Genomic DNA, 17,545 nt, shown 5'->3' with positions numbered 1-17,545 from the left:
GAAGGCATGACTGAAGCCGATTTCACCTGGAACGTGCCCGTCGAACTGGAACTGCCCTGTGGGCTGACGCGCCGTTTTCTCAATGCATATGATGCGCTCAATTTTCTCGATGCGGAGTGGCCGACGAGACGCGGCCCTGCTTATGAACGCGCCTTGCGGCTTTGCCGCAAGGCCCTGCGGGGCACTCGTGCAACGGAGCTGGCACGCAGCGCCTTCATCGCGGCGGCAGATGAAGCGGGCATGCGCCAGTGTTCAAACCCGCAAAAGCAAATGGTGAGCTTCCTGCCGAGAGCGAGACCCGCCGTCGCCTGACATTCCGGAGCAAATGAATGACGCGCGCGGGCGGGACGGGCAGTTGCATCCGCCCTGCTCGGTATCCCTTTCGAAGGGCAGAGCCGCTCAGGCGGCTCCCGAGGTCAGCACCGCGATCGTCTGCCCTTCCATCAGCTCCCGCAGCAGGATGCCTTCGGCGGCAACAATCTGCCGATCAGACAAAACGTCCGTCCAGCCATGCCCTGCGAGCGCCTCAGGCAATTGCACGACGGTATCCCCCCAGAACTGCTCCGATGACACCCCCTCGCCCTGCTGAAGCATGGCGACCGGTAGGCGACAGGCGACGGTGATCACCGCGACGCCGTCATGCACTCGCGCAAACGCCACGGCCTGCGACTGGCGGGGGCCCGCGATCGTCAACGGCAGATACCGCCCCTGCAGGAACAACTGGGGATACCGGTTGCGAAGCGACAGACCGCGTCTGATGACCGCTTGTTTCAGCCACCCCTCGGCCAGTGCGCGTGGGTCGCCAAAGGAAATCGGCGCCGTGGGATCGAAAGCAGACAGGGTTTCGAAATGTGGCGGACGCCGATTGTCGGGATCGACGAAACTGAAATCGAGCGCTTCGCTTCCCTGATACATGTCGGGAACGCCCGGTGCGGTCAGTTTGATCACGGTCTGGGTGAGGCCATTGATCAGACCCGCCCAGATCAGCGGCTGGATGTCGCGCACGAACTCGTTGATGAATTGAGGACTGTCGAGAAGCAGCGTCCGGACATAGTCCTTCACGGCAGTCTCATAGGCTTCGTTCACCGCGTTCCAATTAGTCCTGAGCTTTGCCTCGCGCAGGGATTTCTCCACGAAGGCCGAGACACGCTCGGCAAAATCGGCAATTCCTTCGCGGTCGTCCGCCGTGAGATCGACCGGCCAGTGGCCGATCAGCGCCTGGAAGATCATCCACTCGACCTCGCCTTCGGGCGCGGGCTTGCCATCTACCTCTGCGACGGCACCCCGATGCGCCTTGCGCCAGCCGTCGATCAGGCCTGCAAAGCGGGGCGCATCCTCGGCAAGCGCAAAGAGACGCGCGCGGGCATCCTCGCCGCGCTTGGTGTCATGGGTCGATGAGGCGGAAAGCCCCGATGGCTGCGTCTGCGCACGCCGCTGCATCTCGGCATGAAAGTGTTCGAGTCCGCCCTCTTCTGGCTCCAGTTCTCCGCCGACCTCGTTCAAGGCCAGGAGATCGACATGTCGGAAGAAAAGCGTGTCCTCGAGCGACTTTGCCATCAGCGGCCCGGTTAACTGCTGGAAGCGGCGACGGAAGAGATCGGGTCCGACGCCCCCACCTTCAAACCGCCCTTCGCCCTTCAGGAGATCGGCGATGGACCAGGCCGCATCGGCCGCCGTCTCGTCCAGCCGCGCTTTTGCTTCGCTCAGCACCTGATCAACGAGTTGCCGATCTTCGGCGCTCATGTCTCCCTGGGCCGCATAAGTCCGATAGCGGGGGAAGGCGAGAAGGAGCTCTTCCAGGGCCCGGCTTATCGTCTCCTCGTCGAGCCCGAGCAGTTCGCTGCCAAGTTTGACCAGGGCCGTTACCTCGCCGGCGAAATTGACCCGTATCATACGAAGCTTCGCCTCGCGCATCTTGTCCGCAACGGGCGTCTGTGGCCCCGCGATCGCGGCATAGGCCTGACGCATGCCGAAGAAGCCCGCCGGATCGAGCAGAACCGACACCTGTGCCGCGATGAATTCGTAGCCGGTCGAGCCCTGCACCGGCCAGCTCTTCGGCAGATCCTCTCCCGGTGCCAGGATCTTTTCGACATAGATTGGAACGGCCTGCCCGACAGCGTCGCGCAACTGCTGCAAATAGCGGCCGGGGTCTGCGAGACCGTCGATATGGTCGATGCGCAATCCGTCGACCTGGCCGGCTTCAACCAGCTCAAGCACCGTCCGATGGGCAGCCTCGAAGACATCTGATGCCTCGACGCGCAGACCGACGAGACCGGCGATTTCGAAGAAACGCCGATAGCTCAGGCCCTTGGCAGCTTCCGTCCAATGCATCAGGCGAAAGGGCTGGAGGTCGTGGAGGAAAAGCACCAACTCTCGCGCTTCAGCCTTCGCCCGGAGTTCCTCCAGCAGCCCATCGCAGCCATGCTCGCGGCAAAGCGAAACAACCGCGTTATGGAATTCGGCCTCCTCACCGGCTTTTGCCTTGCGCCCGAGATCCGAGAGCGGCGCGGCCATGGGATGCTTACAAGTGGCGAGAGCAGCCGGATAGGTAGATGGGTTCAGTGGGTAGAGACTGTCGAAATAGGCGAATGCGAGCCCACCTTGGACCGGATCGAGCGCGAGCGAGATCTCCCCATCCACCACCGCCTGCTCGAACGGCTTGCCGAGAAACGGAAGCGTCAGCCGCTGGCTCCAGTCGATGTCGAAATAGTGCCCGAAGCGGCTCGCCTCTCCCCATTCGATGACGCTGCGCCACCACGGGTTCTCAAGACTGGCCGCCATGTGGTTCGGCACAATGTCGAGGATCAGGCCTAGACCTTCGCCCTTCAACGCAGCAGCCAAACGTTCGAACCCCTCACGACCGCCAAGCACGGGATCGATGACATTGGCATTCGTGACGTCATAGCCGTGTGTCGATCCATCGGTCGCGGCGAACACAGGCGACGCGTAGAGATGGGTGATGCCGAGACGCTTCAGATAGGGCACGAGCCCGATAGCACGGTCGAAGTCCATGCCGCCGCGAAACTGCAAGCGGTAGGTTGAAACGGGATAAGGCATGCTGGCATCCTTGGGAGGTGGCGGTGTCCGACGCGGACCAACGCCTGCCAGCCTGCCTTGTTCCCGCCACCCCCGTGGATGCCGGATCTCCGTGGAGGTCGAATTCTCCGTCCACCTTGCGCCATTCGTTCGGCCCGATCAGCCGCTTGTGGCTGAAGCGCACGGAATGCAGGTCGCCATCCAAATTGGTCCGCCAGAAATCATCGTCGGCAAGCTGCGCGAGAAGCCCGACTTCGCCTATGGCTGGAACGCCCAGACTGGCGACTATGGCGACCTCTTTGCGCAGGGCGTCATTGATCCCGCCAAGGTGGTCCGCACGGCGCTGCAGGATGCAGCCTCCGTTGCCGGCCTGCTGATCACCACGGAGGCGATGATCGCCGGAAAGCCGAAGAAGGAGGCAGCCCCGGCGATGCCGGCAGGCGGCATGGACTTCTGAGCTTTCGAAGATCTATGAACGAGGAAGAGGCCGCTCCAGAGGGCGGCCCTTTTGCTATTTGGGGCGAGAACGCTCAGGCCGCGAGCGCAGCCGGAACGGGGCTGAGGCCCTCGAAGGTCGGCCGAGCGATATAATAGCCCTGGATCAGATCCACGCCGAGATCCGTCAACATCTGAAGTTCGCCCGCAGTCTCCACCCCCTCACAGACGGCGGTAACGCCAAGTTCGCGCAGCATGTCGAGAGTACGGCTGACAACGATCTGCTTCACGCTGTCGGTGTCGATGCCGCGGATAAGATCCATGTCGAGCTTCACCAGATCTGGCTGGAATCGGGTCAGAAGGTTGAGGCCGGAATAACCGGCACCAAAATCATCGATCGCCGTCTTGAAGCCGATCTCGCGATAGCTTCTCAGGATATTGAGGAGATGCGCCGTGTCGAGTTTCTCAACCTCGGTGAACTCGAAAATGATGCGGTCGAGCGGAAAATCCGTCCGCCGCGCGGTCTCGAGCGTCTGGCGAATGCAGGCACGCGGCTCGTATACGGCATTCGGCATGAAATTGATCGACAGATGCGGCATCCGGTCCCGAGGAAAAAGGCTCGCGGCCAATTCGATGGCGCGTACCCGACATTGCTGGTCGAAAGCGTAACGATTGTCGGGATCGACCAGCGAGAGCACCGATACGGCACCGCTGCCATCAAGGCCACGAACGAGTGCCTCATGAGCGAAAACTTCACGACGCCGGGTGTCGATAATCGGCTGAAATGCCATCGAAAATCGCGACTCGAAGGCGGTCCCATTTTTGCAACCCTGGCAGGTCATCGCGGCTCCTGAATTATGCTTCTCAACCAAAACACAACCGTCTTAAGGAAGCTTGAAAGCTGCTACGCAACCAGTTTCCGAGGAAGCAACCGTCTTGCTCCGTTATTCATGACCTTTTTTGGATTGCTGATTTAACCAATCGAGATAATCGAATATCTTCGAACATGAGGCTGATTCGAAAAAGCCTCACGAGCTAAATGACTTAGCTGGGGATGCGGACATGAGGGAACAGACCGATATCGAGACCTGGGCGATGGTCAGGGCTCAACAGATCGTCATGCAGCACGGCGCAAATCTGGTCGTCGCGGCGCAGAGACTGGACCACAAGAAGACTACCGCAAATACCTACGCGCTTCGGACTGCGATCATGGCATCGCTGATCGAAGCCATGAAATCGCCGTCTGCAGACGCGATGGCATCCATGGACGCACAGGCCTGAGACGAGGCCCGAGCAGCCGAATGGGAACGTACTCAGTTCGCTTCCCGAAGGTCGACGGAAGTGCTGGCTCACCTTGATCGCAGCAGTCAGACATGCGAGCGTCCTGCCATGCGCATTCTGCTCGTGGAAGACACGCTTGACGTCGGAGAGGCCATCTCTCGCCGCTTTGAAACCATCGGCCACACGGTCGATTGGGAGACGAACGGCCGTGCGGCCTCCGAGATCCTCGATTTTACCGAATATGATCTGGTGATCCTGGATGTCATGTTGCCGGGCATGGATGGGTTCTCAATTCTGAAGCGAATGCGTGACCAGGGGTCGACCGTGCCTGTCCTCGTGTTGACGGCCCGCTCGGAAATCGACGATCGCGTCGGCGCACTCGATCTTGGCGCGGACGATTACCTGGTAAAGCCCTTCGACTTCCGCGAACTGGAAGCCCGCGCCCGTGTGCTGCTGCGGCGACACGCCGGTGGCGAGGCGACCAACGTGATTGCCTGCGGAGATGTGCTTCTCGACCGCACCCAGCGGACGGTCAAGGTCGGCAACCGCGAGGTTCAGCTGAAGCGCCGCGAAATGACCCTGCTCGAAATCCTGGCAAGTCGTCCGGGACGCGTCTTCAGCAAGGATCAATTGCTCGATCAGCTCTTCGGCTTCGACGAACCGGCAGGTCCGAATGCCATCGAGCTCTATGTCGGACGTCTGAGAAAGAAGCTCGAAGGGGCCAGGGCACGCATCGTGACCGTGCGTGGCGTGGGGTATCAATTGGTGTCCGATGCAGAGGACTAGGCGTTCACTGTTTGCACGCCTCGTCATCCGCGTCGCCGTGGTGCTCGCGGGGGGCGCAGCGATGCTGATGACAGCAGCGTGGCTTTATGCCCGTGCAGCCGCCGACGAAGCCTATGATCGGCTCCTGCAGGGTGCCGCGATCCAGATCCTTGACAGTCTGGTGGTCGAAGAAGGCCGCATCACGGTCAACCTGCCGCCGAGCGCTTTCGAACTGCTCGGCCTCGCACCGAGGGACAAGATATTCTACCGCGTCATGGCACCCGACGCCTCGACACTCACCGGCTACGAAGACCTGGAGTTTCCGGTCGACATCGCCAATGCCCGTACCGAGGCCTTGTTCCAGACGTCACGCTTCCGCGATCAGCCGGTGCGCATGGTGGCCGCAAGCCGCGCGATTGCAGATCCCTCGATCGGTGGTTGGGCAAATGTTCTCATCGCCCAGACCACAGAGGCGAGACAGCAATTGACAACGGAATTGACCACGCGTGCCCTGGCGCTGGTCGGGGTCATGAGCCTACTTGCGCTCGGGGGAACCATCCTTGCGGTGCGTTACTCGCTGCGACCGCTCGATGTACTCGGCGACACGCTTCGCCGCCGCGACAGCCAGGACCTAACACCGCTCGCCGTCGACGTGCCTCGCGAGCTCGCCCCCTTCGTGGAGTCCATCAACCACTTCATGGGCCGACTGGATGACCGGTTGCAGCTGTTGCAGCGCTTCATCGCCGACAGCGCCCATCAGATCCGCACGCCACTGACGGCATTATCGGCCCAGGTCAGCCTGATCAACGAAGAAGCGCTTTCGGAGAATGACCGCCGTCACCTCGACCGGGTGAAGAACCGGGCATCGGAGCTTGCGCGGTTCACCACGCAATTGCTCAACCATGCCATGGTCATCCACCGGTTCGATTCCGTGCAACTCTCGCCGATAGACGTCGTCGATGTCGCGCGCAAAGCCTTTCGCGCCGCCGTCCCGATCACCATCGACCCTGACATCGTCGTCTCCTTCGAGGCGCCGCCGGAGCCGCTGATGGTACTCGGCGATGGCTTGAGCCTGCGCGAAGCGATCGTCAACGTCATCGACAATTCGCTGCGCCATGGTGTGGTATCGAGCCTTGCGGTGCGGGTGATCCGGCGCGGCGATTTCGTTCTGGTCGAGGTGGAAGACGATGGCCCCGGCATCCCGGCCCAGGACTGGGCGCAAGTGACCCGACGCTTCGTCTCTTCGAAGTCAGGCGAAGGCAGCTCCGGCCTCGGCTTCGCCATCGCCTCTGAGGTGGCCACAACGCTGAACGGTGCGCTGGCCTTCCGCGAACGGACGCCCAGGACAGGCTTCACCACCTTCCTTGAACTTCCCCTGATCGATGCGAGGCCAAGCGCATGAACCTGTCGACGATGTTCCGCGCCGTGGTGTCGGGCTTTGTAACGGCGGCCCTGGCCTCGACCTCGGCTCTCGCTCTTGAGGGGGAGCGCTCTGTCTTCCCAGCACCTGGACAGGAGCGGACAAGACTTGTGATCAACGGGGTGACAGACGCCGATGTCATTGCGCCGCTGATCCGGGATTTCCAGGAAACGGCGCGCGATGTGACCGTCGAATTCAACGACTATGTCAGCAACGATCTCTTCCGCGAGGCAGAACTGGCCTGTCACCAGCAGACGAGTCACGGCGACCTCTGGATTTCCTCGTCGGTCGACCATCTCGTCAAGCTCGCCAATGACGGCTGCGCCAGGTCCCATCAGTCGGAGGAAACCGAGCGTGTTTCGGCCTGGGCCAACTGGCGCGACGAAATCTTCGGCTTTGCCTTCGAGCCCGCCGTCATCGTCTATGACGCCTCCCAGGTGCCGCCGGAGGACGTGCCGCGCTCACATGTCGAGATCGCCGAACTCTTGCGCCGCAAACCGGACGAATACTGGACCCGGATCGGCACCTACAATGTTCAGCTGTCAGGCGTCGGCTATCTCCTCGCCTTCCACGATGCCCAGCAGGCACCGACAAGTTATGGCCGCCTTCTCGAAAGCTTTAGCCGCGCCCAGGTGGTGACCAGCTGCTGCAACAAGGAAGTGCTCGATCTGATCGAGGAAGGCAGGCTGAAGATTGCCTACAATATCCTCGGCTCCTATGCCTATGCACGCTATCTGCGCAACAATGACATGCGCGTGGTCGTCCCTCGCGACTACACGCTGATCCTGACCCGCGGCGCAATGATACCGACCCAGTCGCCCCAGCCGGATCTCGCCGCCCGCTTCGTCGACTATCTGGTTTCCGAGCGCGGCCAGAAGGTGGCGCGGGAGAAAGCCTTCTACTTTGCGGAAAACGCCCCCCTGCCCCCGGGTGTGGACGGTCCGATCTCGCTGATCGAATCCGGCATTGGCAGACCGATCCGCGTTGGGCCCGCACTGCTTGCAGCCCAGGATCGGGCGACCCGGGAAGAATTTATTCGCAACTGGAGCTCGCTCTTCGCGCCCGGTGTACCTTGATCCTGAAAGCAGCAGCATCCCAATGAAAAGGGCGGCGCCTTGTCGGCGCCGCCCTCATTAACTCTAAACGGTGTTTCTGGCTGAACGCTCAGTCCGCCCCGCGAGCGATGGCGCCCGTGGTGACGAAGCGACGCTGGTAAGCAAAGAGCGAGCCCCCGACCACCAGTCCGATGACATCGGAGATCAGTCCTCCACTGATCATGCTGAGGGCCCCGACGAGCAGGAGCAGTCGCAGCGGCACCCCGAGTGCACCGAAGAACCATCCCTGGACCGCAGCCGCCAGCATGTAGATACCAAGGCTTGCCGATACGAACACATGCAGGACTTCCAGCCAGGTACCTTGCATCAGCATGGCCTGGGAATAGAAGAACATGAACGGCACCACGAAGGCCGCCAGGCCGATCTTGAAGCTCTCGACGGAGGTCTTCATTGGATCGGATCCCGCGAGCGCCGCCCCTGCATAGGCAGCGAGCGCCACCGGTGGCGTGATCGCCGACATCACCGCAAAGTAGAAGACGAAGAAGTGCGCGGTGAGGACCGGAATGCCGAGATTGACGAGGCCGGGTGCCACCACGGCTGCAGCAACGGCATAGGCAGCAGTCGTCGGCATGCCCATGCCCAGCACGATGGAAATGCACATCGCGAAGAACAGCGCCAGCAGCTGGTTCTGCTCGGCAATACCCAAGAGCAGGCTGGAGAAGCGAGCTCCCACGCCCGTCAGCGCGATGACGCCGACGATGATGCCCGCACACGCGCAGACGGCGACAAGCTGGACCGACATGCGTGCTGCGATGTCGAATGCCTTCGCCAGCAATCGCGGTCCCATGCGGTGCGGCGTCAACCAGCTGACCACGGCCGCGGCCATCATCGACACCGTGCCGGCGCGGATGACCGAATAACCGGCAAACAGGGTGTAGATCAGCATGATGATCGGGATGAACAGGTAAGCCTGCTTCAGCAGCTCTTTGAAGACCGGCAGTTCTTCCTTCGGAAGACCCTTCATGCCGAGTTTCGTCGCCTGCAGATCGACCATGAAGTAGACGGATGCGAAGTAGAGCACCGACGGAATGATCGCCGCAATCACGATGTCCGTATAGGGAATGCCCGTGACTTCCGCCATGATGAAGGCACCGGCCCCCATGATCGGCGGCATGATCTGGCCGCCGGACGACGCAGCCGCCTCGACTGCCGCAGCAGTCTTGGGCGGATAGCCGACCTTCTTCATCAACGGAATGGTCAGCGAGCCCGTCGAGACGACGTTGCCGGCCGAGGTGCCGTTGATCATCCCCATCAGACCCGAGGCGAGGACGGCGACCTTGGCGGGACCGCCGCGCGCACGACCCGCTGCCGCAAAGGCAAAGTTGACGAAGTAGTCGCCGACCTTCGAGGCCTGCAGGAAGGCCGCGAAGGTGATGAACAGGATGATGTAGGTCGAAGACACCGCGACAGGATCGCTCAAGATGCCCTGGTCGGTGAAAATATAGGTGAAGAAGCGGCTGGCATCGTAGCCGCGATGGTTCAGGAAGCCAGGCAGGTAAGGACCGGCAAACGAATACAGGATGAAGATCGAGGCGATCACCACCAGGGCGAGGCCCGCGACACGCCGCGTCACCTCAAGGATAAGAATGACGCCAACGAGGGCAGCATAGAAGTCCGCCGGCTGGGCCATCGCAGTCCCGGCCCTCAGACGAAGCGGCCCGACGTTGAACAGGATATAACCAAGGACCGCGATCGAGGCGATGCCGAGCGCGTAGTCAGCCCAGTCGACGCGGGTACGGTCACGGCTGGGGAAGAACCAGGCAGCCAGGAGGGCGGCCGCAGTGCCGGCGATGAGCGGCAGACCATAGGTTGAGAAGACGAAGGCCGGAGGGCGAGCAGTGCCGGCAACCCAGTAGGCGCCCCAGGCATAGGCGATCATGGCAAAGCCGTAGCCGATGCCACCGACACCCACCAGAAGAAGCAGCCATTCGATTGGATTGCGCCGCACCCGGTCCGGCACAGTGACCGGCAATTGCACGGCCGAGTAGATCAGGAAGCCCAGAAGCAGTCCGCCGCACACATGGATCAGGCGATAGGTCCAGGTTTCGAGCGGATAGAGGTTCATCACCCCGATATGGAAGGCGGTATAAGCGATGCAGAGGACGATGATCGCCTTGTTAGTCCAGTTTGCATGAAGCCGCTGGTTGCTCGCAACCGGCTCGTCATCGACGTTTTGAGCCACGATGGGCCCAGCGGCTTGCTGCGCTGAGATGTTGTCAGCTTGTGTCATGGTTATGTGTCCCGATAAGGAAGCCGGATCTTGCACGAAGGACGGCGGCAGCCAGAGCTGCCGCCAATTGCCTGCACTGCGAGGCGCAGGTTCCGGGCTTTACTGGCCCTTCAGAGCATCGGGAATGGTGATGCCTTTTTCTTCGAAGTAGCGCACCGAACCCGGGTGGAACGGCAAGAAGGTGTTCTTCTCGATGTTCGCGGAAATGGTCTCGGAGGCCGTGGCATGGATCTGCACCATGCGTTCGTTGTTTTCCATCACCAGCTTGGTGATCTCGTAAGCGAGAGTCTCAGGCATTTCGGCATTGGCGACCGCGAAGTTCCAGAGGCTGACGGTGCTCTGCGGATCGGGGAAGCCCTGGTAGAGACCGCCGGGCACCTCGAAGGCTGCCAGTTCCGGCATGGCGTCGAGGATCTTCTTCTGCTCGTCTGCATTGAAGCCGAAGATGTTGACATCGTTTTCAGCCGCGATCTGCGCGAAGGCCGAAATCGGAACGCCAGCGGCAAAGGCGAAGGCGTCGATCAAACCATCCTTGACCTGGCTCGTCGCATCGTTTGCACCCGAGAACGAGATGACCGGCTTCACGCCAACGCTTTCGAAGTAACGCGGCCAGTAGGTCGCGGCAGTGCCGCCGGCAGGGCCGACCGACACGCGCTTGCCATCGAGGTCAGCCACGGAGGTGATGCCCGACGACTTCAGTGCAACGACCTGGAACGGGGTCTGGTACATCGGGAACAGGGCGCGCAGGTTCTTGTGTTCGACGCCCGGTGCGAGCTCGCTGTTGCCGGTCCAGGCTTCATAAGCCGGGCCCATGGTCACGAGACCCATCAGGTGGTCGCCGGTCTCGATAAGCGTTGCATTCTGCACAGGACCGCCGGTGACTTCAGCGGATGCGTTCACACCCAGCTTTTCCGTGATCAGGCCGGCAAGACCCGTGCCGTAAATGAAGTAGGTGCCGCCCTGGCTGGCGGTGCCAATAGTCATGCTACCTGGCCAATCGGCCTTGTCCTGAGCCGACGCGGATGCAGCAAACGTCAGTACCATGGCCCCAGCCATAGCGATCATGAACTTTTTCATGAAGTCCTCCCTACATGTTATGACGTGACAGAGTCCGACGCCTCCTCTGGGCCGGACCTTCCGCGAGCTAAGCGCCGGCTTAAGCCGGAGGCAACGTGGCGTGGTCGCCCCTCACCCGCGCCCGACGCTTTTCACGCCGCCCATGGGGGGAAATCGTAACATTTCGAAGAGTCCATGGGTGGAAAGCCACCCATTGATTGTCCCCACAGACGGGAACCGAACCGATCTTGGCCTCAGCCTCAGCCGTCGATAGCCAGATTCTTGTCCAACCCGTGTTTCTGCATCTTCTCGTAGAGCGTCTTTCGCGAGATGCCGAGCTGTTCATAGACAGGCTTCAACGCACCCCCATGGGCTGCAATCGCGCTGGCGATCAATTGCTTTTCATAGGCTGCCACCTTCTCGGCAAGACGTGTGGCCGCGGCATCAGGATCGGTCGCGACGTCGAGCCCAGTTTCAATGCCGAGCACGAGACGATCGGCAGCATTCCTCAGCTCGCGCACATTGCCCGGCCAGTCGCGCTCGGCGATTTCGGACAGGATCTCCGGCTCAACCTCCATGTCATCGCGACCGTACCGCGCAGATGCTTCGCGCACCAGATGCAGGAAAAGGAGCGGAATATCTGCCCGTCGCTGCGAAAGCGACGGCACCCTGAGCGTCGCGACGTTCAGCCGGTAGAAGAGATCGGCGCGAAACCGCCCGGCAGCCACCTCGCTTTCGAGGTCGACCTTGCTGGTGGCCAGGAAGCGGACGTCGAGCGGCACGGTCTCGTTGGACCCGAGCCGGGTGATGGTCCGCTCCTGCAAGACACGCAGGAACTTCGCCTGCAGGTCGAAGGGCATGGAGCCGATTTCGTCGAGCAGGATCGTCCCGCCGCGACCATGCTCGAACTTGCCGTAGCGCGCACGGATCGCGCCTGGAAAGGCTCCCGCCTCATGGCCGAAGAGCTCGCTCTCGATAAGCGTCTCCGGCAGCGAGGCGCAGTTGATCGCAATGAAGGGTCCTTTTGACCGCGCACTGACATCGTGCAGGCTGCGTGCCACAACCTCCTTGCCAGCACCCGTCTCGCCAATGATCAGTGCATCCGCCTCGGTGGCGCCGATGGCGCGGACACGGTATCGCAGGTCGACCATGACGGGCGTGCGCCCCGGAAGCCGCGTCTCGATATCGTCGCGCTTGCCCGCGACCGCCCTCAGACGCCGGTTCTCAAGCACCAGCGACCGGCGGTCGAGTGCATGTCGCACGACACCGGCGAGCGCCTGGCTGGCAAACGGCTTCTCGATGAAGTCATAGGCGCCTTCACGCATCGCCTTGACGGCAAGCTGCACCTCGCCATGTCCGGTCACGAGAATGACGGGGATCTCGTGATCGAGTTCGCGGATGCGGTGGAGAAGCGTCATCCCGTCCATGCCCGGCATGCGGATGTCACTCACGACCACGCCATCGAAACCGAAGCCGACCCGCGAGAGGATTTCCTCTCCGGAGGCGAAGGCCTTGACCTGCAGGCCGTGCAGTTCGAGCGCCTGACTGGTGGAGAAGCGCAGCTCCTCCTCGTCATCGACGAGCAAGACCTGTCCCGAATTCATTCCGCTGCCTCGTTCAATGCTTCCGCTTGGAGGAGTTCGATCCGAAACAACGCGCCGCCGCCTTCCCGTTTGCCGACTGTCAGGCTACCGCCGAAATCCTTGATGATATTGTAGGAAATGGAAAGACCGAGACCAAGCCCCTTGCCCACGCCCTTGGTGGTGAAGAAGGGATCAAAGATGCGCTCGACGATCGCCGGCGGGACGCCCGGGCCGCGGTCTGCGATCTCGATCACCACGCGTCCCTGTGTGCTCCGCGCCGAAAGCTCGACCTTGCGGTCCTCCAACCCCTCTACGGCATCGCAGGCATTGGTGAGGATGTTGACCAGAACCTGCTGCAGACGCACGGGGCCGCCCTGCACGGCCGGCAGATCGGGCTCGAAACTGAGAGACAGGCTGGCATCGGCGGTTCCGAGGCGGGCCGAGACGATTTCAAGCGTCTCGCGGACCACCTCTTCGACAGAGATCGGGCCAAGCTTCTCGTTCGGCTTGCGGGCAAAGTTGCGCAGGTGACGCGAGATCGAGGCCATGCGGTCGATCAGGCTGGAAATGCGCCCGAGATTGTCGCGTGCCTCTGATATCCTGTTGCGATCGATCAACATCGTTGCGCTGTCGGCATAGGTCTTGGCGGCGGCGAGCGGCTGGTTGAACTCATGCGACAGAGCCGCCGACATCTGGCCGAGACCGGCGAGCTTGCCAGCCTGGATGAGATCGGCCTGGGTCTGACGCAGTTGCAGGTTGACGCGCGCGAGATCGGCCGTGCGTTCCTCGACCCGCCTCTCCAGTTCGGCCTGCGCCTCGATCTGCATGTGCATCCGCTCCTGCAGCCGTGCGCGACGCTGGATGACAACGGCGAGCCCAAGAACGAAGAGGCAGAGAAACAGCAGGATGGCGACCAGCATGGTTCGCGCCTGGGCGTGGATCGTGCCGGTGTCGAAAAGCACTTTCACGGTCCAGTCGGCATCCGGCATATAGTGTTGCAGGACGAGATATTCGCGATTTCCATCGCTCTGGTTGATGGTCATCAACACATGATCGTCGAGTGCGCCACGCTTGATCGGCAGGTCCCGCAGGACGGCGTCCGAGTACCGCCGCGAGGCCGAGGTACGTTCAAGACGTTCGGGTGTCAGCGGCAGCACCGAGGCATAAAGCCATTCCGGATTGCCGGTCATGAAGATGATCCCCTCGGGATCATGCACCAGGATCTTGTATTCGCCGCCGCGCCAGGACGTTTCGATGTCTTCGATGTCGACCTTGAAGGCGATGACGCCGCGAACTGCACCATTCACTTCGATCGGCGAGGAGAAATAGTAGCCGCGCTTGGCCGATGTCGTGCCAAGCGCGTAGAAACGCGCCTGCTTGCCCGCAGCCGCTTCGAAAAAATAGGGGCGATAACTGAAATTCTCGCCGACGAAGCTCGCCTCACCGTCGAAATTGCTGGCCGCGATCGTGTTTCCATCCATCGTCATCACATAGATATCGGAGGATTCGAGTAGCGTGTTGATATCCTTGAGATAGCGATTGGTCGCATCGCGAAGGGCCGGATTGCCCGGGTCCAGCACAAGCTCCTTCATGTCGTCATGGTCGGCGATCAACGCTGGCAGGGTCTCATAGCGGCTGAGATGGCCCGATAGCGCCGAAGTCGCCAGGCGCAGCGCACTGTTGGCCTGTAGCGACGCTTCGTCCATGACCTTGCGCGTCATCAACCGATTGCCGACAGTCATCAGCGCCAGGCTCGCGGCAAGCAATACGAGGACAAGCGCAATGATCATGCGCCGGGCCACAGCCAATCGCCGTGCGGGTGGTACCATTCCGATCGTCAAATGCGCGCTCCTCATCGTCCCGAGGATAACTGCCCGGCTGCAGCTTTCCAAGCCGGCTTGCACGCGCGACTGTCTGCTCGCAAAAAAGCCGCCGACCCACAGGGAACGGCGGCTCATGATCTTGCAGCGATCGACGGCAATCAGGCGGCGCGATGCTGCGTGTGCGTGGCCTGCTGACGGCGGCCTTCGGGAGCCAGCTTGAACTGGTTGACAAGCTGCATCAGCGCATCCGCCTCGTCGGCTAGTTGACGGGTCGCGGCATTGGTTTCCTCCACCATCGCGGCATTGCGCTGGGTCATCTGGTCCATCTCGTTGACGGAAGAGTTGACCTCGGCCAGCGCATTCGACTGGTCGCGGCTGGCCATGGCGATAACCGAGACGCGGTCGGCGACGGTGATGATGTTGGCCGAGATCTCGGCGAGCACAGAACCCGTCTGCTGGACCAGCTTGGCGCCGGAAGAGACTTCCGTGCTCGACTTGTGGATCAGGTCCTTGATCTGCTGGGCAGCCCCCGCCGATCGCTGTGCGAGCTCGCGCACTTCCTGGGCGACGACAGCAAAGCCCTTGCCGGCTTCGCCCGCACGCGCTGCTTCAATGCCGGCATTGAGCGCCAGCAGGTTGGTCTGGAAGGCGATCTCGTCGATCACGTCGATGATCTGGACGATCTGGCCCGAGGCATCTTCAATCCGGCCCATGGCGTCGATGGCGTTTCCGACAACCGTCGACGAAGTGTCCGCGCGGCCCTTGGTATCAGCGACGATGTTGTTCACTTCCTCGGCCCGCTCCGCAGACGACTTGACGGTCACCGTGATCTCGTCGACGGCAGCGGCCGTCTCCTCGAGCGAGGCCGCCTGCTGCTCGGTGCGCTTGGCGAGTTGGTCGGCTGCACTGCTCATCTCGGCGGCGTTGCGCTGGATCATGTAGGTGTTCGAGCGGATCTGCGTCATCGTATCCTGCAGGTGCTCGAGCGACTGGTTGAAATCGTTGCGCAACTGCTCGAGACGGCCGTGGAACGGCGTGTCGATGGTTTCGGAGATGTCGCCCTTGGCGAGACGGCCGAGACCGGTGGCCAGCGCATTGACGGCGAAGTCGATCTGGCGATCGATCTCCTGCTTTTCGAGATCGTTGCGACGACGCTCGTCCTCCGCCTGAGCGCGCTCGGCTTCGCTGCGGCTCTCGATTTCGATCTTCGAGAGTGCGTTCTGCTTGAAGACGCCGAGCGCACGGGCCATCTCGCCGATCTCGTCAACACGGGCTTCGCCGTTGATCTTCGTATCGAGAACGCCTTCGGCCAGGCGACGCATGGCGCCAGTGATCTGGCCGATCGGCCCCTTGAAGGTCATGACAAGCCCGATGCCGGCGAAGATGGAGATCAGGATGCCGAGTGCCGTTGCGCTGATGGAAATCGAGTTGGCTTCCTGACGTTCCTGCCCAGCCGAAACCTTCTGCATTTCGGCGAAGGTCGTGAGTTGCTGCCAGATGATGTTGAGGTCAGCGGCCGCCTCTTCGAAGCTTGCCTTCCGTTCCTGGCTCACCTTTACGAGTTCAGCACTCGCGCCAATCATCGTATCGACAGCGGGGCCGAGATCCTTCTTCACCTGCATCAGGATCGGCTGATCCGCAGCGGTCTTGTCCAGTGCGCCAAGGAACTTCTTCACCGCGTTGAACTGCTGCTCCAGCAGCATGCGGTTCTGCTCGGTCGGCTCCAGCAGGAAACGGGCCATCATGATCTGCACGGCGTAGCCGGCGGCCATGACCTGTCGCCCGTCTTCGATGACGGCCTGGGCCTTGGCAAGCGGCGCATCGAGTTCGCCGAACTTGATCGTCGCTTCCTTCATCTTCTGCTGTGCTGCGAGGCCGAGATAGGCGTTGAGCTGCGTGAAATTGCGCAGCTGACCGGCCATTCTCTTGAGAGCATCCTCGGACTTGTCATTGGTGGCAAGCGCTGCCTTGAGGTCACCGCCGATCTTTTCCAGCGTCTTGGCGGCCGACAGGTTCGCCTTCGGCAGCACCTCCACCAGCACCTGCTGGCGGGCAATAATTTCGTCGATACGCTCCCCGATAACGGCGAATTTCTCATCCGGCGTCTTGGCCTTGGTGAAGGCGGAATTGGTTTCCGTCAGAAAGGTACCGGTGCTGCGGATGCTTTCGGCGTCTCGCAGCATGGTCTTGGCCGATGCATCATCCGCCTGCACAGCGCGCTCCATGGTGGCCATGGCGGCCGTGACGCGTCCCTGAGCGACGACGACCTGTTTGCCACCCTTCTGCAGGGTCTCGACAAGGGCGGTCTCGGACGCATGGAGCCTCCAGAGATCGTCGATATGGACAAAGACCTGATCGATCAGCTTGCCGGCCTCTTCGAGTTCACCACGACCATCGGCGTCGGGAGCAAGCTGCGCAAGCGTGCTGTCCAGATCACGTCGCTGCTGCTCGAGGCGACCAGTCAGATCAGCCTTGGCCTCTTCGGTCGTATTGGCGAGAAAGCTGCTCATGGAGGCGGAGACGTCGCGGAAACCGCTTAAGGACTGGAGTACGCTGTTCGAGATTTCGATGCGGCCCTGCAGCAGTCCCGATGCATAGAGCCCGGTAAAGCCGACGGCGGAAATGCTGATGACGAAAGGCAGAATGAAAATCAGCACCTTCGTCTGGATGTTAAAGCGCGACAATATACGGTCAATGAACACGGTCTTGGTCTCCTCCGACATCGGCGACGAGCAAAGTTTGCTGTCGTCGAAGTCCATGTCTGAATCGGACGGAGCATGGGCAAGGAAGACTAATATGAG

The 17,545-nt window shown here is 61.5% G+C and carries 12 protein-coding genes and 2 pseudogenes; 6 read left to right on the top strand and 8 right to left on the bottom strand.

From position 1 onward, the window contains the following. The first annotated feature begins 6 nt into the window (after positions 1-6). Positions 7-312 (top strand): DUF982 domain-containing protein, encoded by a 306-nt coding sequence (locus tag SJY08_RS01570; protein WP_377274402.1) that lies wholly within the window; start codon positions 7-9, stop codon positions 310-312. A gap of 87 nt (positions 313-399) precedes the next feature. Here SJY08_RS01570 and treY read toward each other — a convergent pair whose 3' ends face one another. Both treY and SJY08_RS01560 read right to left on the bottom strand, forming a co-directional pair. Then, entirely contained in the window at positions 400-3,057 is a 2,658-nt protein-coding gene (gene treY / locus SJY08_RS01565; protein ID WP_377274400.1) for a malto-oligosyltrehalose synthase, read from the bottom strand. Positions 3,058-3,148: 91 nt separating this feature from the next. Then, positions 3,149-3,259 (bottom strand): annotated as a pseudogene (locus tag SJY08_RS01560) (aspartate-semialdehyde dehydrogenase); the annotation flags it as partial. Between SJY08_RS01560 and SJY08_RS01555 the strand changes: the two are divergent. Beyond that, positions 3,257-3,493, top strand: a pseudogene (locus SJY08_RS01555) (TCP-1/cpn60 chaperonin family protein); the annotation flags it as partial. The pseudogenes SJY08_RS01560 and SJY08_RS01555 sit on opposite strands and share 3 nt — an antisense overlap. 73 nt (positions 3,494-3,566) lie before the next feature. Here SJY08_RS01555 and SJY08_RS01550 read toward each other — a convergent pair. Further along, on the bottom strand, positions 3,567-4,262 hold the full coding sequence (locus SJY08_RS01550; protein ID WP_335622522.1) for an EAL domain-containing protein: 696 nt from the start codon (positions 4,260-4,262) through the stop codon (positions 3,567-3,569). Between the two features lie 271 nt (positions 4,263-4,533). Here SJY08_RS01550 and SJY08_RS01545 point away from each other — a divergent pair, with 271 nt between their 5' ends. From SJY08_RS01545 to SJY08_RS01530, 4 genes are all read left to right on the top strand, one after another. Further along, positions 4,534-4,752 carry a hypothetical protein gene (locus SJY08_RS01545; RefSeq protein WP_054147897.1) on the top strand — a complete coding sequence of 73 codons (219 nt, stop codon included), beginning with the start codon at positions 4,534-4,536 and terminating at the stop codon, positions 4,750-4,752. A 108-nt stretch (positions 4,753-4,860) separates the two neighbouring features. Continuing rightward, a complete protein-coding gene (locus SJY08_RS01540) occupies positions 4,861-5,538 on the top strand; it encodes a response regulator transcription factor (protein WP_054147896.1) in 678 nt (225 codons plus the stop codon). Further along, entirely contained in the window at positions 5,525-6,919 is a 1,395-nt protein-coding gene (locus tag SJY08_RS01535; RefSeq protein WP_377274396.1) for a sensor histidine kinase, read from the top strand. The genes SJY08_RS01540 and SJY08_RS01535 overlap by 14 nt, the downstream gene beginning before the upstream one ends. Then, positions 6,916-8,013 carry an ABC transporter substrate-binding protein gene (locus SJY08_RS01530; protein ID WP_377274394.1) on the top strand — a complete coding sequence of 366 codons (1,098 nt, stop codon included), beginning with the start codon at positions 6,916-6,918 and terminating at the stop codon, positions 8,011-8,013. The genes SJY08_RS01535 and SJY08_RS01530 overlap by 4 nt, the downstream gene beginning before the upstream one ends. Positions 8,014-8,101: 88 nt before the next feature. On the opposite strand, the gene SJY08_RS01525 is transcribed toward SJY08_RS01530, so the two are convergent. The 5 genes from SJY08_RS01525 to SJY08_RS01505 all read right to left on the bottom strand — a co-directional run bounded on the left by SJY08_RS01525 (position 8,102) and on the right by SJY08_RS01505 (position 17,446). Then, entirely contained in the window at positions 8,102-10,282 is a 2,181-nt protein-coding gene (locus tag SJY08_RS01525) for a TRAP transporter fused permease subunit (RefSeq protein ID WP_153762848.1), read from the bottom strand. Between the two features lie 99 nt (positions 10,283-10,381). Then, positions 10,382-11,359 (bottom strand): TAXI family TRAP transporter solute-binding subunit, encoded by a 978-nt coding sequence (locus SJY08_RS01520; RefSeq protein ID WP_377274391.1) that lies wholly within the window; start codon positions 11,357-11,359, stop codon positions 10,382-10,384. Positions 11,360-11,598: 239 nt separating this feature from the next. Continuing rightward, positions 11,599-12,942 (bottom strand): sigma-54 dependent transcriptional regulator, encoded by a 1,344-nt coding sequence (locus tag SJY08_RS01515; protein WP_153762849.1) that lies wholly within the window; start codon positions 12,940-12,942, stop codon positions 11,599-11,601. After that, positions 12,939-14,711, bottom strand: a complete 1,773-nt coding sequence (locus SJY08_RS01510) for an ATP-binding protein (protein WP_377278439.1) — start codon at positions 14,709-14,711, stop codon at positions 12,939-12,941. The genes SJY08_RS01515 and SJY08_RS01510 overlap by 4 nt, the downstream gene beginning before the upstream one ends. Positions 14,712-14,902: 191 nt before the next feature. Continuing rightward, entirely contained in the window at positions 14,903-17,446 is a 2,544-nt protein-coding gene (locus SJY08_RS01505; protein ID WP_054148010.1) for a methyl-accepting chemotaxis protein, read from the bottom strand. Between the last annotated feature and the right edge of the window lie 99 nt (positions 17,447-17,545).

This window comes from Rhizobium sp. R86522 (genome assembly GCF_042466255.1).
GTDB lineage: Bacteria > Pseudomonadota > Alphaproteobacteria > Rhizobiales > Rhizobiaceae > Allorhizobium.
The sequence above is the reverse complement of the archived record's forward strand: the minus strand, read 5'-3'. Positions and strand labels throughout refer to the sequence as shown.

What these genes read in the sequence shown, in the direction of transcription:
- SJY08_RS01515 (WP_153762849.1), bottom strand. Translation starts at nt 12,942, where the DNA reads ATGAATTCGGGACAGGTCTTGCTCGTCGATGACGAGGAGGAGCTGCGC.
- treY (WP_377274400.1), bottom strand. Translation starts at nt 3,057, where the DNA reads ATGCCTTATCCCGTTTCAACCTACCGCTTGCAGTTTCGCGGCGGCATG.
- SJY08_RS01530 (WP_377274394.1), top strand. Translation starts at nt 6,916, where the DNA reads ATGAACCTGTCGACGATGTTCCGCGCCGTGGTGTCGGGCTTTGTAACG.
- SJY08_RS01550 (WP_335622522.1), bottom strand. Translation starts at nt 4,262, where the DNA reads ATGGCATTTCAGCCGATTATCGACACCCGGCGTCGTGAAGTTTTCGCT.
- SJY08_RS01525 (WP_153762848.1), bottom strand. Translation starts at nt 10,282, where the DNA reads ATGACACAAGCTGACAACATCTCAGCGCAGCAAGCCGCTGGGCCCATC.
- SJY08_RS01545 (WP_054147897.1), top strand. Translation starts at nt 4,534, where the DNA reads ATGAGGGAACAGACCGATATCGAGACCTGGGCGATGGTCAGGGCTCAA.
- SJY08_RS01535 (WP_377274396.1), top strand. Translation starts at nt 5,525, where the DNA reads ATGCAGAGGACTAGGCGTTCACTGTTTGCACGCCTCGTCATCCGCGTC.
- SJY08_RS01570 (WP_377274402.1), top strand. Translation starts at nt 7, where the DNA reads ATGACTGAAGCCGATTTCACCTGGAACGTGCCCGTCGAACTGGAACTG.
- SJY08_RS01520 (WP_377274391.1), bottom strand. Translation starts at nt 11,359, where the DNA reads ATGAAAAAGTTCATGATCGCTATGGCTGGGGCCATGGTACTGACGTTT.
- SJY08_RS01510 (WP_377278439.1), bottom strand. Translation starts at nt 14,711, where the DNA reads ATGATCATTGCGCTTGTCCTCGTATTGCTTGCCGCGAGCCTGGCGCTG.
- SJY08_RS01540 (WP_054147896.1), top strand. Translation starts at nt 4,861, where the DNA reads ATGCGCATTCTGCTCGTGGAAGACACGCTTGACGTCGGAGAGGCCATC.